A 16,496-nucleotide genomic window follows, 5' to 3' on the forward strand; every position below is an offset into this window, starting at 1 on the left:
CGGTCAGCCTTCCATGGCCTCGATCAGGCTCCTGGGCCGCAGGTCGGTCCAGTTCGCCTCGATGTGGTTCATGCACGCCTCGCGGCTGTCCTCGTCGTGGGCGACGGTCCAGCCGTCCGGGACCTCCGCGAACGCGGGCCACAGCGAGTGCTGCCCCTCCTCGTTGACGAGGACCAGGAAGGTGGCGTCCGGGTCGTCGAACGGGTTCATCCGTCCCACCGCCCTTTCCGTGTCGTCGCGCGGTGGCCGGTCCACCGCAGCGCCGTCATCCTCACCGCGCGCGCCGGGACGGTCCTCGGTGGGATCCACCGTTACGGCGGCGCGGGGGCGTCCGACCCGTGACGCCCCTGCTAGAACTGGGTCCCGTGTCACGGGAGTTCTCACCGTGAGGGCCGCCGGGGCACGGGGGTGCACGGCGACGCGGCACCCCGGTCCGGCACCCGGGAGGTGCAGGTTCCTCCCGCTCCGCCGCACGGCCCGTCGGCGTACGGGCCGGTACAGGTCATGCGCCCGTCACCACCCTTGTGAGGACACGATGTACAGGGAACCGCCGGCCCGGCCCGTGCACGGGCGCACCTTCACCCAGGACGCACGGAGGGCACAGATCGTCGAGGCCACGATCGAGACGCTGGCCGAGATCGGTTACACACGGACCTCGTTCACGGCGATCTGCCGGCACGCAAATCTCAGCAGTACGGGCCTGATCTCCTACCATTTCGCGGGGAAGCCCCAGCTGCTGCGGGAGGTCACGCGGACCATCGTGGAGAAGGCGGGGACGCTGCGGGCCTGCCGGGTCGCGCAGGAGACGACGTACCGCGGGAAGCTGGCCGCGTACATCTCCTCGCACTTCGACTTCATGGCGGCCTTCCCGGCGCACGCCAGGGCGCTCACCGAGATCGCCGAGCTGGTCCGGGAGGGACCGGCGCCCGGCCTCGACGACGTCGCACGCAGCGCCCTGTCGGTGGAGGGACTGGTGGTGCTGCTGGAGGAGGGCTGCCGTGCGGGCGAGTTCCGGGTCTCCGACCCGGCGGTGCTGGCGCTGGCGGTGCACGGGGCGATCGACAACGTGGTCCGCCACCACGAGCTGTTCGCGGTGGCCGATCTGGACCGTCTGGCGCGGGAGCTGACGGACATCTTCACACGGTGCACACTGTCCCCGTAGTGGTCCGCCGCCGTGAGCGGCACGGTGACGGGCGGCTCGGGGTCCGTCGCCCGGCGGTCCCGGGACGGGTAGGAGTGCGTACGGCGACGGCCGCCGGGCCGCTCGGGAACAGGACGGCACTGGTGCTTCTGGAACGCGAGACCGAGCTGGCGGCGGCCACTGTCCGCCTGGGACGGGCCGCGGCGGGACAGGGGGCTCTGGTCCTGGTCGAGGGGCCGCTCGGCGTGGGCAGGTCGTCGTTCCTGGAGGCCCTCGCGCAGCGGGCGGGCGCGGAACGGTTCCGGGTGCTCAGGGCGCAGGCGTCCCGTTCGGAACGGTGGCTGGCGGGCGGGGTCGCCGACCAGCTGGTGGAGTCCGCGCGCTGCGGCCGGGCGACGGCGGAGGCCTGCGACGGGCCGGGGGCGCGGGAGGACGCGCACGGCGGGCCGGCCGGCGGGCGGGTGCCGCTGGGGACCGTGCTGGAGGCGCTGCCGGGTGAGGACGGGGTGCTGGTCCTGGTCGACGACCTGCACTGGTGCGACGCGGAGTCTCTGGCCGAGCTCGCGGGAAGCGTGTCCGGGCGGCACCGGCGGGGCGTCGTGTTCGCCCTCTCGCTGCCGTCCGGTGTGGTGCCGGACGGTGGCTCGGTGCTGCGGGGGCTGGTGGACGCGGCGGACGTCAGGATCGGGCTGCGTGCCTTGGGTCCGGGGTCGGTGCGCCGCCTGGTGGACGCGGCGCTGGGCGGCCGTGCGGACGAGGAGTTCGTGGAGGCCGTGCGGGAGCGGTCCGCCGGCAGTCCGCTGCTGCTGCGGTCCCTGCTGGACGAGGCGTACTCCCGGGGCCTGGAACCGCGGGCCGTGAACGCGGAGCTCGCGCGGGCGCTCCGCTCGGACCCCCTGTGCCAGTACCTGTCGGTGTTCCTGCGGTCCCGGCCCGGCGCGGTGCGCCGGGCCGTGCACGCGCTGTGCGTCCTGGGCGGCGACGTGGACCGGCGGGTCTCGGCGCGGCTCGCGGGCCTGGACGCGCCCGGGTACGCGAAGGCGGCCGGTGCGCTGGACCTCTGGGGGCTGGGCCGTCCCGGGGCCGCGGGATCGGGCACGCTGCTGTGGGACGCGCTGGCGGACGGCATTCCGGCGGACGAGCTCACCGTGCTGCGCAACCGCGCGGCGGTGCTGCTGCACCGGGCGGGCCATCCGGTGGAGGCCGCGGCCGGGCAGCTCCTGGCGGTGCAGACGCTGCGGGCTCCGCAGGCGGTACGGATCCTGCGGGCCGCCGCCGGGAGCGCCCTGGCGCGGGGGGCGCCGCGTGACGCGGCCCGGTATCTGCGCCAGGCGCTGCTGGACGGCTCGTGCACCGGGCTGCTCCGGGCCCGGGTGCTGGCCGATCTGGTCGCGGCGGAACGGCAGTTCGCGACGGTCGCCGCGCTGCGGCACGTGGTCGAGGCGCTGCCGTTGTTCGACTCCGCCCGCGACCGTGCCGCGGTCGCGGTGCAGCTGGGGCCGTTGCTGTACCGGCCGGCGGAGTCCGGTATCGCCGTCCTCACGCAGGACCTGGCGGCGCAGTTGCGGAGCGCGGGCACGGGCGACGCCGCCACGGCCGAACTCGCGCTGCGTCTGGAGGCCCGCCACTACGCCCTGGGCGACCAGGATCCCGTGATCCTGCCGGCCGCCCTGCGCAGGCTCGACGAACTGGGGCCGCGGCCGCCGGTGCGGACGCAGGGGGAACGGGAACTGCTCGCCGCGCTGGTCCACGTCGCGTTCGTCACCAACAACGCGTCGGCCGGGCGCGTGGCGGACCTGGGGGGTCCGCTGCTGGCCCTGGAGCCGCCCGATCCGCGGCACGCCCACACGCCCCTGCCGCTGCTGGTGAACGCCCTGGCCGCGGCGGAGCGCACCGAGGTGACGGTCCGCTGGCTGGACGCGGTGGGCCGGCGCGTCGACCCCCGGGGTGCGGGGGCGGAGGCGGCCGTGCTGCGGGCGGAGCGCGCGTTGGTGGCGCTCTCCCACGGCCGGACGGCCGAGGCCCGGCGGACCGTCGTCCGGCCGGGTGCCGGCCCGGACCCGGAGGCCAACGCCCTTCCGGCGATCTGCTCCGCGATCCTCGCCATCGTCACCCTGCACAGCGGCGAGCCGGAGCTGGCGGAGGAGTTCCTCACCGCCGATCCGTCCCAGCTCCAGGACCAGTACCACGCCGCCCTGCTGCACATGGCGCGCGGTCTGCTCGCGGCCCGGCGCCGGCGGGACCTGATCGCCCTCCACCACTTCCGTACGGCGGGTGAGCGGCTGGAGCGGATCGGCTGGACGAATCCGGCGGTGCTGCCCTGGTCCTCGCGGGCCGCGCTGCTGCACCACCGGCTCGGGGACCAGGAGCGGGCGCTGGCCGCCGCGCTCGCCGAGGTGGAGCGGGCCCGCCGCTGGGGCGCCCCGTCCGTCGTGGGGCGGGCGCTGGTGGCTCTGGGCCGGGTGACGCCGGGCCGGCGCGGCACGGGGCTGCTGGCGGAGGCGGTGGCCGTGCTGGAGGAGTCGACGAACCTCGGTGAGCTGTGCCGGGCGCTGTACGCCTACGGCAGCCGGGAGGGCGTGGACGGGAGGCGGGCCGCGGAGGCCCTGGAACGGGCGCACGCGCTGTCGGTGGCCTGCGGTGCGGACCGGGTGACCCGGCGGATCCGGGCGCAGATCGGCCGGAGTCCCGCCGTCCCGGAGCTCACCCCGTCCGAGGTGCGGGTCGCCCGGCTGGCCGCGGACGGTCTGCGCAACGCGGACATCGCGCAGCGGCTCCAGGTGTCGAAGCGGATGATCGAGAGGTACCTGACCAACGCGTACCGCAAGCTGGACATCAGCGGGCGCGACGCGCTGCCGCCGAACATCGGGACGGAGTGAGGGGCGCACCGAACCCCGGACCACAGTGTTTTCGCACCGGGCAGATGTTTGCTTGACCGCACAGGATTCCGCTTCCTACCATCGACGTTCCACTCGATCATGGTGAGTACAGGGCCGGGGGGCACGCCCTGGAGAGGCGGTCGGTATCGCTACGTCGGGCGCCCGCGACCAGGAACCGGCGGCCGGAGCGGCCTGCCCGCAGCTCGTCGAACGCGAACGTGAGACGGCCGTACTGCGCGAACTCGTCCGGCGGACGGCCTCGGGGCGGACCGGTCTGGTCGTCGTCAAGGGGCCGGGCGGCATCGGCAGGACGGCGCTCCTGCGCGTCCTCGCGCAGGAGGCGCGGCGCCGGGGCCTGCGCGTGGTGGAGACGCCGGGGGCCCGGGTGCGGATGCTCCGCTTCGGCGCTCAGGACGCCGCGGGTGCCGACGGCCGGGCTCTGGCGCGGGTAGGCCGGTCCGGGGCCGCGGCCGGGCAGGTCCGGGTGCCGCCCGCCTCCCCCGCCGTCGTCGCGTCGCCGCACGGTCCGCTCCTCACGTACCGGCAGGTGGTGGGTTCCGCCACGGCGACGCGTCCGACGCTGCTGGCGATCGACGACGCCGACCGGGCGGACCTGGAGTCGGTCAGGGCGCTCGTCCGGATGCTGCGCACCCGGCACGACCTGCCGGTCCTGCTGGCCCTGGGCTGGCGCGACGGCGAGGAGCCGGCGGTGCCCCTGGAGTGGGTGACCCGCTCGATGCTGGAGGTCGTCCGGCCCCGGCCGCTGACCGGTGCGGGCATCGGCACGCTCGTGCGCCGGCTGACGGACGGCACCGTGGAGGCCGGGTTCCAGGCGGACTGTCTGGCCGCGACCAGCGGCATCCCCTCGTTGGTGACGGGTCTGGTCGCCGGGCTGCGCGAGTTGGGCCTGCCGCTGACGCGTGCCGGACTGGAGGCGGCGGGCGGCGAGGACATCCCGGTGTTCGGTGCCCGGGCGAGGCGCCTGCTGCACGGCCAGTCCCCCGTCGCCGTGCGGGCCGCGCAGGCGGTGGCCGTGCTGGGCGGGGGGACGCCCACCACGACCGGGGCCGGTCTCGCCCGGGTGGAGACGACCGCGTTCACCCGTTCCCTCCGCCGTCTGGAGGCGGTCGGGCTGGCCCGGGCCTCCGGTCCGGAGGCCTGGTCCCTCGCGCACCCCGCCGTCCGCACCGCGGTCCTGACGGGCACGCCGCCCCGGATCCGCACGGATCTGCACGGCCGCGCCGCCCGGCTGCTGCACGACAGCGGAGCGCCGGCCGACACCATCGCCGGGCATCTGCTCGGGTCTCCGGCGGTGGCGCGCACGTCGTGGGCGCGCACGGTGCTGCGGGAGGCGGCCGGCACGGCGATGCTCCACGGGGCGGCCGAGCGCGCCGTGGAGCTGCTGAGGTCCTGTGTCCCGCCCGGCCACGAGGACGCCTGCGACCCGGTCCTGGTGATGGAGCTGGGGGTCGCCGAGAGCCGGGTGGACCCGGAGGCCTGTATCGGGCACCTGACGTCCGTGCTCGGCCGCCTGACCGATCCCGGTCTGCGTCTGCCGGCGCTCAGCGCGCTCGTCGGCGCCCTGACCCGCACCGGCCGGACGGGACGCGCGGCGGCGCTGCTGGCCGCCCAGGACACCGGTTCGCCGTCCGGCAGGGCCCGTCTCCAGCTGCTGGAGGCGGACATGCTGATCGCCGCGACGGACAGTCTCGGCGCCTGCGCGAGCCTTCTGGAAACGGTCTCGCTGGGCCTGGACCTGCCCGGTGCGACCCCGGAGGAGCGGGCCCTGCTGGCCGGCCGCGCCTTCATCGCGACGAGCCGGACGGAGCGCGTCCCCCAGGCCCTGGCCGCGGCGCGCCGGGTGCTGGGCGCGGCCACGCCGATCACGGACTCCCCGGTCACCCTGGCCGCCGCGGCGGCCACGCTGACGTACGGGGACCGGCCAGCCGACGCGGCCCACGTCTACCAGCAGCTCCTGGAGGGCACCGACGGCGTGCCCGAGCGGTTGCGGGCCGGTCTGCTGGCCCTGGACGGCGAGGCCGCCCAGCGGCTGGGGCGCCTGGACGACGCGCTGCGGACCACGGCGGAGGCCCTGGGCCCGGCGCCCGGCCCGCGGTTCTCGCATCACCAGGCGCTGGCGCTGGCGGTCCGGCTGCACGCCCTGCTCGACCGGGGCGACGCGGCGGCGGCCCGGGACCTGGCCGCCGCGGTGCCGCCGGAGGCGGTCGACGACGCCTGGCAGTGGAACGAGTTCCTCGGCGCCCGCGGGCGCCTGCGGCTGGTCCTCGGCGAACCGGGTGCCGCCGTCGCGGACCTGGCGGAGTGCGGCCGCCGGCAGGACCTGTGGCAGCGGACGAACCCGGCGGTCTCGCCGTGGTGGTACTGGGCCGGACACGCCCACCTGGCCGTCGGCGACCGCGCGGAGGCGGGCCGGCTCGCCACCCGGGCGCTGGATCTGGCCCACGCCTGCGGCCTCCCCGTCGCCGTGGGCAGCGCGCTGGAGCTGCTGGCCTCGGCGGGCGACGGGCCGGGGCGGCTCCAGCTGTTCGGGGACGCCGAGAGCGTGCTGGAACACGCCGGTGCCCCGCTGGCGCTGGCGCGGGCCCGGGTGGCCCGCGGGCGTGCGCTGCTGCGGGCCGGGCACACCGGCCAGGCCCGGACGGTGCTGCGGCCGGGGTGGCAGGAGGCCCACACCCTCGGGGCCCGCACGCTCCACGACGAGGCGCACGCGCTGCTGCTGGACGCGGGGGCCCGGCCGCGGCGCCCGGCGGCCCGCGGACGGGGCGAACTCACCCGCAGCGAGAAGCAGGTCGCGCGGCTGGCGGCGACCGGCCGGACCAATCTGCAGATCGCGGAGGTGCTCTTCGTGACGCGCCGCACGGTGGAGGTCCACCTCACCTCCGTCTACCGCAAGCTCGGCCTCTCGGGGCGCAAGGAGCTGAGCGGCGCGCTGGGGCGTGCACGGTCCGGCGACGCCCCGCCGCGCCACGTGCCGGAGGTCTGAGGGCCGGACAGGGACGGGTTCCGGCCCTCGCTGACAGATTTTTCTTTCCCGCCGCCCTGCCCGAACGGGGTCGGGCGTGCTTACTCTTGGAGGAGTCGCGGAGCCGGGCCGTTCGCCTGTTGCCCGCCGGGTCCGTCCCCGCAGCGGGGGCGGGGCCCCTCTCCTCCCCCACCCTCGCGTCAGCCGGCTCCCCGTCGCGCGGAGCGCTGACCGTCCCTCTCGACCGGAAGGAAACGGCATGACCGCTTTCGAGGTGGAGCAGATCACCGAACGAGTGCACCGCTACTACGCGTTGGTCGACGGCGGTGACGTGCCGGGCGTCGTCGGGCTCTTCTCCGACCGCGCGGTCTACGAGCGGCCGGGCTACGCCCCGATCGTCGGGCGGGAGGGGCTCGACGCCTTCTACCGCGGCCGGCGGGTCATCGACCGAGGGAGCCACACGGTGCTCAGGCTGGTGGTCGGGCCCCAGGACGCCGCCGTGGAGGGTGAGTTCCGCGGGACGCTGAAGGACGGCAGCGAGGTGGACCTGCGGTTCGCCGACTTCTTCCGGTTCGACGACGACCTGCTCGTCGAGGTGCGCAACACCTACTTCTTCGCCGCGCTGGTGTGAGTGCGGGCCGCCGCCCCCGTGCAGGCGCCGGTGAGCGGGGGCCGCCGCCCGGTGTAACGGTGGCTCATACCGATGCCGCGCCGGTCGCGGCCCACGAGGATTCCGTGCGGACGACCGCGTCATGGTCGCCGCCGGCCGCTCACGTCGGCCGGTTCCCGCCCCTCGGTCGGAAGGCCCCGTATGACCAGTACCGGCGATTCGGAATCGGCGGAGTCGTTCGACGTGATCGTCGTCGGAGGCGGCCCCGCGGGGTCGTCGGCCGCGACGTTCGTGGCCATGCAGGGCCACCGGGTCCTGCTCCTGGAGAAGGAGAGTTTCCCCCGGCACCAGATCGGTGAGTCCCTGCTGCCGTCGACGGTGCACGGGATCTGCGCGCTCCTCGGCGTCTCCGACGAGCTGCACGCCGCCGGGTTCACCAAGAAGCGCGGCGGCACGTTCCGCTGGGGTTCGAACTCCGAACCGTGGAGCTTCGACTTCGCACTGTCCGAGAAGTTCGCGGGCCCCACCTCGTACGCCTACCAGGTCGAACGCATGAAGTTCGACCAGCTGCTCCTCGACAACGCCCGGCGCAAGGGCGTCACGGTCCGGGAACGCTCCGCGGTCCGCGACGTCCTGGAGGAGGACGGCCGGGTGTGCGGGGTGTGTTACGAGGACGAGGACGGCGCCGAGCGGGAGGTGCGCTCCCGGTTCGTCATCGACGCCTCCGGCAACCAGAGCCGTCTGCAGGGCCGGATCGGCGGTCAGCGCCGCTACTCGGAGTTCTTCCAGAACATCGCCCTCTACGGGTACTTCGAGGGCGGGAAGCGGTCTCCCGCGCCGAACAGCGGCAACATCACGTGCGTGGCCTTCGAGTCGGGGTGGTTCTGGTACATCCCGCTGACCGACACGCTCACCTCGGTGGGCGCGGTGGTCCGCAAGGAGTGCGCGGACCGGATCCGGGGCGACCGCGACCGGGCGCTGGCCGCGCTGATCGCCGACTGCCCCCTCGTCTCCGACTACCTGTCCGAGGCCGAACGGGTCACCACCGGGCCGTACGGCGAGGTCCGCGTGCGCAAGGACTACTCCTACCTGCACGACGCGTTCTGGCGTCCGGGGATGACGCTGGTGGGCGACTCGGTGGGCTTCATCGACCCGCTGTTCTCCTCCGGCGTGCACCTGGCCACGTTCAGCGCCCTGCTCGCCGCGCGGTCCGTCAACACGGTGCTCCGCGGCGACCTGGACGAGGAGGAGTGCTTCCGGGAGTACGCGGCCCGGTACCGCAAGGAGTACCAGACCTTCCACGACTTCCTCGTCAGCTTCTACGACGTGACCCGGGACGAGCAGCAGTACTTCAGCGACGCCCGGCGCGTCACACGGGACCCCTCCCCCGGCGCGCAGGCGTTCGTCGGCCTGGTGGGCGGCGGTGCCTCGGACGACACGGCGCTGACCTCCGAGTCCTACCGGGACCGGCGCAAGGAGGATCTGCACCGGCAGTCACGTGACGTCCACTGGGAGGGGCACCGCATCCAGATGCAGGCCGCCTTCGGTGAGCCGGCCGACGAGGGGCCGGCCGTCGAGGACGGGCTGGTCGTCGCCAAGGACGGCATGCACTGGGCGAGGGACCCGGAGTCCGCTGCGGTGTGAGGGGCGCGGCCCTGCTGTCCGTCTACCGCTCCGCCGCGGCCGAGCGGTAGACGGACAGGGTGCCCGGGAGCGCCGCGCAGGCGGCGCGCGCGGCATCGAGCTGCTCCGGGTGCCCGGCGGCGCCCGCGTCCAGCAGCAGGCCGAGCATGGTGCCGCTGTGGGTGCACACCACGCCGGGTGCGCCGATGCGCCGGGCGATGCGGATCATGGCGTCGAGGTTGCGTCTGGGCAGCCGGTGCTGGTTGAGGACCGCGCTGCGCGTGGTGACGGCTCCGACGGCGTGCAGGTCGGCGGCGCGGACGGCGAGGGCCAGGTCGTGGACGAGCCGCGCGTACTCGTCGCGCGCGCCGGGCGGGACGTGCGGGGAGCGGCGGTTGTGGGAGACCGTGTCGAGCTGCCCGCCCTCGTCGACGGCCACGACGGTGACGGGGGGCAGCGCGCCGAGGAGGGCGCGGAGCCGGACCGCGCGGTGTTCGAAGACGACGATGCCGGGGTGCATGACCCCGTCGGTGGGTTCGACGGGGCGCAGCCAGTCCTCGACGGCGGCCGGTGAGGTGTCGAGACCGAGGACGGCGCCGACGCCGCGGGCCGTGGCGACCAGGTCGGCGGAGGAGCTGGCGAGGCCCTTGCCGACGAGCAGGTCGCTGTCGAGCAGGAGGGTGCCTCCGCCGCCGGCTCCGTGGGTGTCGAGCATGGTCCGGGCCAGCGCCAGCGACTTGGTCTTGTGCGCGGGGTAGACGTGCAGCGGGCCGTGCGGGTCGTAGCGGAACCGGGCGCGGCTGCCGAGGCTGATGGGGAGGGTCACGAGGAAGGCCGTGCCGTCGGGCAGGACGCCCTGGAGGAGTTCACCGAAGGTGCCGCAGGCGGCGCCGGTGCCCTCGTCGATGTCGACGGCCGTCCGGCGGGCGGCCGCCGGCGGCCCGTTCACGCGTTTTCACCCACGGTCACGGGGGTGTCGAGCCTCCGGGCCGCCGCGGTCCGGCGGGCGGCGCGGCGTGCCCACTCGGTGTCGAGCCGGCCGAGCTCGCGTTCCTCGTCGGCGAGCAGCTCCGCGACCCGGTCCGGGTGGGCGGAGCCCGCCGAGCGTTTGGCGCGCAGGCCCCGGTCGATGTCGAAGGACTCGGCGAGCAGGGTGCCGGCCGGTTCCGCCGCGTGGCCGGACTCGGCGGCGCAGGCCCGGAGCAGGTCCGCGTCGGGGCGGTCGGCGCGCAGGCCCTGGTCGACGGCGCGTCGGACGTAGCGTCCGGCGATGATCTGGGCGGTGCGCCAGGGGATGCCGCAGTCCAGGGTGAGGCGGTTGGCGAGGGTGAAGCCGCCGAGGTGGTCGTCGGCGCATGCGGCGCGCATCCGGTCGGTGCGGTAGGTGAGGCCGCCTACGACGGTGTGGGTCAGCCGCAGTAGGGAGCGCATGGCCGTGGTCTGGGTGTGCAGGTGGATGCCGGTCTCCTTGGACACCTCGACGGTGTTGCTGTACGGGGTGTTGCGCTGTCCGGCGGTGAGGTCGGCGGAGCGGCCGACGACCTGGGCGCAGCGGCCGCGGATGCGTTCGAGGACGGGGAAGTTGCGTTTCTGCGGCATGGCTGCGGAGATCCCGGCGAGGTCGTCGGGCAGGTCGAGGAATCCGAAGCCGCTGCCGCCCCAGGTCATGAGGTCGGTGGTGAAACGGCTGAGGACGGCGGCGTGGCCGGCGAGGTCCGACGCCATGGCGCTGGTCCAGGTGCGGGAGGCGACGCCGACCAGTGCGTGCGGCTGGGGGCGGGCGAAGCCGAGGTGTGCGGCGAGCAGGTCGCGGTCCCAGGGGAGTTCCTGTCCGGCCATGGCGCCGGAGCCGAGGGGGCAGGCGTCCGTCTCGTCGTAGGTGTGGAGCATGCGGCGCAGTGTGCCGCAGGTCTCGGCGGCGAGTGCGGCGAGGTGGTAGCCGGGGGTGATGATCTGGGCGGCCTGGCCGTGGGTGTAGCCGGGCATGGGTGTGGTGGTGTGACGGGCGGCGAGGGCGGTGACGGCCCGGCCGAGGTCCAGGAGGTCGGCCGCGACGGCGGCGAAGTCGGTGCGGGCGGCCATGAGCTGGGCGCAGACCTGGGCGTCGTTGCGGCTGCGGTCGACGTGCCAGGCGGCGAACGGAGGGGTGGGGCCGGACTGTACGTGGTGTTCCAGGGCGAAGGAGATGTCGGACATGTTCCGCCGGGGGTCGGCGCGTATCGCGTCGGCGTCGAGCGAGCCGAGGCGGGCGTCGAGGGCGGCCGCTCCGGGGGCGTCGACCAGCCCCATCCGCAGGTACTCGCGGAGCAGGGCCCGTTCGACGGCCACGTAGTGGGGCAGCAGGTGTGCGGCTTCGTGGGCGAACTGCGGGGCGAGCACCTCCTCGTTCCACACGTCGCTCGGTGTGCCGTCGATCCGGCCGGTCACCGCCATGCTGTCCTCCCGGGAGGGGTGCGTTTCAGTGCGGTGGCGAGTCCGGCCACCGTCGGGTCGGCGAAGAAGGTCCGCAGGGTGGGGCCGCCTCCGTGCTGCGGGGCGAGGCGGGCGAGGAGGCGCAGGGCCTGGAGCGAGTGGCCGCCGGCGGTGAAGAAGTCCTCATGCACGTCGACGGTGCCGGTGCCGAGCAGGGTCCGCCAGACGGCCGCGACCCGTTCCTCGGCCGCGTCGCGCGGGCCGGTCGGCGCGGGCGGCGCGGTGGGGGCGGGCCGGGGGGTGCGCCGGGGGGCGGTGGCGGGGAGCAGTGCGGAGAGGGGGGTGGCGGGCGCGTCGAGGAGGGCCGAGAGCAGCCGGAGGTAGTCGGCGAGGAGCGTGTCGGCGGTGGAGCGGTCGAAGAGGGCGGCGTCGTAGACGAGGCGGACGCCGGGGCCGGCGACGTCGAGGAGGAGGTCCTCCTCGCAGGAGGCGACGGGCGGGCCGAGATCGCCGGCCGTGGTGTGGTTGAAGGCGAGCTGGTAGAGGGGCGGCACGCCGGGCAGGCGGGGTGCCGGGAGGAGTTCGACGAGGTGCTGGAAGGGGATGTCGTACGGTTCGTCGGCGCGGACGGCGGTGGTGGTGCGGCGGACGAGTTCGGTGCCGTCGGGGTCGCCCGAGAGGTCCGTCCGCAGGACGCGCATGTTGACGAAGGTGCCGATCATGGAGCGGGTCGCGGGGTCCTCGCGCCCTGCGACGGGCAGGCCGACGGCGAGGTCGTCGGCGCCGGAGTGGTGGTGGAGCAGCGCCGTCCAGGCGGCGAGGAACAGCATCACGGGCCGGGTGCCGTGGTGGCGGGCGGCGCGGGCCAGGGGGGTGGTGACACCGGCGGGCAGGGCGGTGCGCACCTCGGCTCCGGCGAAGGTGCGGGCCGGTGGACGGGGCCGGTCCAGCGGGACGGTGTGCACGGGCGGCAGTCCGGCCAGCCGGGTCCGCCAGTGGGCGGCGGCCGGGGCTCCGCCTTCGGTGCCGGCCCGGGCGCGTTCGCGCCGTGCGTGGGTGCCGTAGCCGAAGGGCAGCCGGGGCAGGCGGGGGGCGCGTCCTTCCTCGGCGGCGGCGCAGAGTTCGGTGAGTTCGGCGTGCATGTTGAGGCCGGACGCGGTGTCGTACACGGTGTGGTGGGCGGCGAGGACCACGGCCCAGGAGCCCTCCCCCAGGTCCAGGACGGCGGCGCGCCACTGGGGCGCCCGGTGCGGGTCGAACGCGCGGGCCAGCCGGGCGCGCAGGGCACGGCGTTCCTCGGCGCGGGCCCCGGGGTCGTGCGTGCTCAGGTCGAGCACGTCGATCTGCGGCTGCGGGTGGGGGTGCACCTCCTGGCGGAGCCGTCCGTCCACGAGGCGCAGGACGGTGCGCAGGGGTTCGTGCCGGTCCATGACGACGTGCAGGGCGTGCACGAGGTCGTCGGCGGTCACGGACGCGTGCAGGGGGAACTCGTCGACGGCGCAGTAGGTCGGCGGATCGTGCGCCAGGCGGGAGGCCAGCCAGGCGCGTTCCTGGGCGTGGGTCGCCGGTGCGGTGACCGGTCCGGCCGGGGCGCCGGGGGTGGCCGGGCCGTCGTGGACGGTGGGTCCGGGACGCGTCACGAGGGTGCGCCGTCGTCGAGCGGCAGGACGTGGCCGGGCAGTCGTACCGGGTCGCCGAGGACCACGGCGATCTCCCGGTCGCCCGCGTAGGGTTCGCGGGCGTGGGCGGTGCGGATGTTGTCGACGAGGAGTACGTCGCCCTCCTGCCAGGGCTCGCCCACGGTGAACCGGTCGTAGACGGCGTTGATCCGCTCGACCGTGTCGGCGGTGACGGGGGTGCCGTCGCCGGCCGCGGTGTCGAAGGGCAGGCCGTCGGGGCCGTACACGTCGGTGAGGTAGTCGCGGACGGCGGGTTCGAGGGTGCGGCCGTTGAGGAAGGCGATCTGGTTGAACCAGCCGGGTACTTGAGTGCGGGGGTGGGCCACGACGGCGGCGCGGCGCTGACGGGTGACCAGCCTGCCGTCGGGGAGCCAGGTGTGGTCGACGGCGGCCCGGGCGCAGTAGGCGTCGACCGCGCTCCGGTCGGTGCTGCCGAACGCCTCGGGCCAGGAGAGGCCGACGTCGTGGTAGGCGCGGCGCAGCAGCCAGCCGTGCTCGGCGAAGGGGGCGGTCAGGCCGGGCGGGAGGGCGGCGAGGACCTGTTGGGAGTCGGCGACGGTGGTGCGTCCGCCGGTGGGTGCGGTGAGGCACGCGAAGAGCAGGGTGCCGGGGACGGTGGCGGCGTGGCTCAGCTCGTGGTGCATGCACATCGGGTCCTCGGCGGGCCAGTGGCTGCCGGAGTACACGCCGGGGACCAGGGCGGTGCGGGGCGCGAAGCCCTCCCGTTCGGTCAGGGGCGCGATGCCGAGCGCGGCGGCGACGCGCGCGACGTCGGCGGGGGTGCGGGCGCCGACGCCGCGGAGCATGACGGCGCCGGACGCGGCGAGGGTGTCCAGCGCCGCGGCGCGGTGCGCGGTGGCGCGGGCGGCGGGGTCGGGGTCTGCGGTGCGGGCGTCGAGGACCGGGAGGGGGGCCGGGCTCCCGGCGGCGCGGGCGGGAGCCGTCGTGGGCGCGGGGCGGGTCGCGGGGGTCTCCGGGGGCGGCGCGGACCGGCTGTCCAGCAGGGCGGCGACGTCGGCGACCGTCGGGGTGTCGCGGAGTTCGGCGACGGTGACGGCGCGTTCGAGCTCGATGGCGAGACGGATCGCGGAGAGCGAGGTCCCGCCGAGGTCGGTGAAGCGGCTGTCGCGTCCGATGCGTTCCTCCGGCACGCGCAGCAGCCGGGACCAGGCGGCGGCGACCCGGCGTTCGGTGGCGGTGGCGGGCTCCCCGGTGGTGCCGGCCTCCCGGAGGTGCGCGCCGTCGCGGGCGCGTGCGGTGAGGGCCTTCTTGTCGATCTTGCCGTTGCCGGACAGCGGGAGGGCGAGGACGTGGTGGAGGCGGGGCGGCACCATGTAAGGGGGCAGGTGGGTGCCGAGGATCCGTGCGGTCTCCTCCGGGCCGGGGGCGTCCTCGCCCGTGTAGTGGGCGACGAGCTGGGGGTCGTCGTCGGTGCCCCCGACGACGACCGCGCCGTCGCGTACCCCGGGGACCTGGAGCAGCCGGTCCTCGATCTCGCCGATCTCGATGCGGAATCCGCTGATCTTGACCTGGGCGTCGCGCCGGCCGAGGTACTCCAGCTCCCCGGAGGGGAGCCGGCGGCCGAAGTCACCGGAGCGGTAGAGGCGTTCGCCGGGGCGGAGGGGGTCGGGGCGGTAGACGGCGGCCGTGCGGTCGGGGTCGTTGACGTAGCCGCGGCCGACGCAGACGCCGGCGATGACGATCTCGCCGGGGGCGCCGTCGGGGACGAGGTGGAGCTGTTCGTCCATGACGTAGACGCGGCAGTTGCGGATGGTGTCGCCGAGCGGCACGGAGCGGTGGCCGGGAACGGCACGCATGACGCCGTGGTGGGAGTCGTCGCTCACCTCGGTGAGCCCGTAGCAGTTGACGAGGGGGACGCCGGGGAACCTCTCGAACCAGCGGCGGACCAGTTCCTTCTTGAGCGCCTCGCCGGTGACGGCCATGACCCGGACGTGCGGGAGGGCGGCGCGGTCGTGGGCGGCCTCGGCGAGGACGAGTTCGAGGTAGGTGGGGACGAGCTGGAGCACCTGGACGCGGTGGTGGTTGACGAGGTCCACGAAGCGGCCCACGTCGAGCACGGCCTCCTGTTCGACCAGCAGCACCCGGCCGCCGACGAGGAAGGGCGAGACGAGCTGCCACAGGGAGATGTCGAAGCACTGCGGTGCGGTCTGTCCGACGGTGTCGCCCTCCTGGACGCCGAGGTCCTCGATCTTGGCGTACAGGTGGTTGAGGAAGCCGTCGTGCTCGCACATGGCGCCCTTGGGCTCGCCGGTCGACCCCGAGGTGAAGTACACGTAGGCCAGTTGGCCGCCGGACACGGCGACGCCGGGGTCGTGCGTGGGTCCGTCGCCGTGGACGAGGTCTCCGACGTCCGTCCGGCGGACCGCGGTGAGGCCGTCCAGGGCCTCGTCGAGTGACGGCACCCGCGGGTCGGCGAGCACCCGGCGGCACGCGGCGCGGGTGAGGGTACGCGCGATGCGCGAGGCGGGGAATCCGGGCTCCAGGGGCAGGTAGCAGCCGCCCGCCTTGAACACGCCGAGCACCGCGGCGGGCCACTGGGCGTGGCGTTCGGTGACGACGGCCACCACGTCCTCCGGGGCCAGACCGTCGCGCAGCAGGGCCCAGGCGATCCGGTTGGCGTCCTCGTTGAGTTCGCGGTAGGTGCGGGTGGTGGTGCCGTGCACGACGGCGACGGCGTCGGGGTGACGCCGGACGCGTTCCTCGAAGAGCTCGTGGAAGCGGCGGCCGGGCAGCGGGCGGACGGGGCCGGCGCCGCGTGCGACGACGGCCTCGGCCTCCTCGGGCGCCAGGAGGCCGTGGCGGGTGTGCGGCTGGTCGGGGTCCTCCGACATCAGCTGCAGCGCGCGCCGTTCGTGGCGGGCGAGCCGCTCGGCGGTCGTGCCGGCCGTCGCCGACGCGTTCGCCCAGGCCTCCTCCGCCCCGGCGCGCCCCTCGTCGGTGCCCACCCGGCGCACCAGGTCGCGCCAGGAGGGGCCGGGAAGGGCGGTGCCGAGCAGCACCGAGGCGACCTTCAGCCGTGCGGCGAGCCGTACCGAGGCCGGGTCCGTGCCGCAGGCCCGGGCGAGGGCCTCGGCGGCGTCCTCCGGACGGGCCGGCGTCACCGGCCGCCCGGCGAGCGGGTCGGGTGCTGTTTCGCGCATCGGGTCGC

Annotated in this window: 10 protein-coding genes; 5 read left to right on the plus strand and 5 right to left on the minus strand. The window is 75.4% G+C overall.

Translation table 11 applies throughout. The features are described 5' to 3' along the window. Nucleotides 1-3: 3 nt before the first annotated feature. Complete coding sequence (locus tag ABZ172_RS22760) at nt 4-210, minus strand: MbtH family protein (protein WP_356885788.1); 207 nt, start codon at nt 208-210, stop codon at nt 4-6. Between the two features lie 325 nt (nt 211-535). On the opposite strand from ABZ172_RS22760, the gene ABZ172_RS22765 reads away from it, so the two are divergent. The 5 genes from ABZ172_RS22765 to ABZ172_RS22785 all read left to right on the plus strand — a co-directional run bounded on the left by ABZ172_RS22765 (nt 536) and on the right by ABZ172_RS22785 (nt 9,257). Continuing rightward, nucleotides 536-1,162 (plus strand): TetR family transcriptional regulator, encoded by a 627-nt coding sequence (locus tag ABZ172_RS22765; protein WP_356885790.1) that lies wholly within the window; start codon nt 536-538, stop codon nt 1,160-1,162. 122 nt (nt 1,163-1,284) lie between these two features. Next, nucleotides 1,285-4,020: an AAA family ATPase gene (locus ABZ172_RS22770; RefSeq protein WP_356885792.1), complete on the plus strand. Its 2,736-nt coding sequence runs from the start codon at nt 1,285-1,287 to the stop codon at nt 4,018-4,020. Nucleotides 4,021-4,165: 145 nt separating this feature from the next. Then, the gene (locus ABZ172_RS22775; RefSeq protein ID WP_356885830.1) at nt 4,166-7,024 is read left to right on the plus strand and encodes a LuxR family transcriptional regulator; all 2,859 of its coding nucleotides are present in this window, start codon (nt 4,166-4,168) and stop codon (nt 7,022-7,024) included. 238 nt (nt 7,025-7,262) lie between these two features. Then, a complete protein-coding gene (locus ABZ172_RS22780) occupies nt 7,263-7,634 on the plus strand; it encodes a nuclear transport factor 2 family protein (RefSeq protein ID WP_356885794.1) in 372 nt (123 codons plus the stop codon). A gap of 180 nt (nt 7,635-7,814) precedes the next feature. Then, nucleotides 7,815-9,257 carry a tryptophan 7-halogenase gene (locus ABZ172_RS22785; RefSeq protein WP_356885796.1) on the plus strand — a complete coding sequence of 481 codons (1,443 nt, stop codon included), beginning with the start codon at nt 7,815-7,817 and terminating at the stop codon, nt 9,255-9,257. Between the two features lie 22 nt (nt 9,258-9,279). Here the strand turns inward: ABZ172_RS22785 and ABZ172_RS22790 are convergent, their stop codons facing one another. Genes ABZ172_RS22790 through ABZ172_RS22805 form a run of 4 tightly spaced genes read right to left on the minus strand, consistent with a single transcriptional unit; the run spans nt 9,280 to nt 16,488 of the window. Further along, nucleotides 9,280-10,185, minus strand: coding sequence for a kinase (locus ABZ172_RS22790; RefSeq protein ID WP_356885798.1), 906 nt, complete (start codon nt 10,183-10,185; stop codon nt 9,280-9,282). Continuing rightward, nucleotides 10,182-11,669, minus strand: a complete 1,488-nt coding sequence (locus ABZ172_RS22795) for a lyase family protein (protein ID WP_356885800.1) — start codon at nt 11,667-11,669, stop codon at nt 10,182-10,184. Before ABZ172_RS22795 ends, ABZ172_RS22790 begins: the two co-directional genes overlap by 4 nt. Then, nucleotides 11,660-13,288, minus strand: coding sequence for a condensation domain-containing protein (locus tag ABZ172_RS22800; RefSeq protein ID WP_356885802.1), 1,629 nt, complete (start codon nt 13,286-13,288; stop codon nt 11,660-11,662). Before ABZ172_RS22800 ends, ABZ172_RS22795 begins: the two co-directional genes overlap by 10 nt. Continuing rightward, nucleotides 13,285-16,488, minus strand: coding sequence for an amino acid adenylation domain-containing protein (locus ABZ172_RS22805; protein WP_356885804.1), 3,204 nt, complete (start codon nt 16,486-16,488; stop codon nt 13,285-13,287). The genes ABZ172_RS22800 and ABZ172_RS22805 overlap by 4 nt, the downstream gene beginning before the upstream one ends. Nucleotides 16,489-16,496 lie beyond the last annotated feature (8 nt).

This window comes from Streptomyces sp. NPDC006296 (assembly GCF_040613235.1).
Lineage (GTDB): Bacteria > Actinomycetota > Actinomycetes > Streptomycetales > Streptomycetaceae > Streptomyces.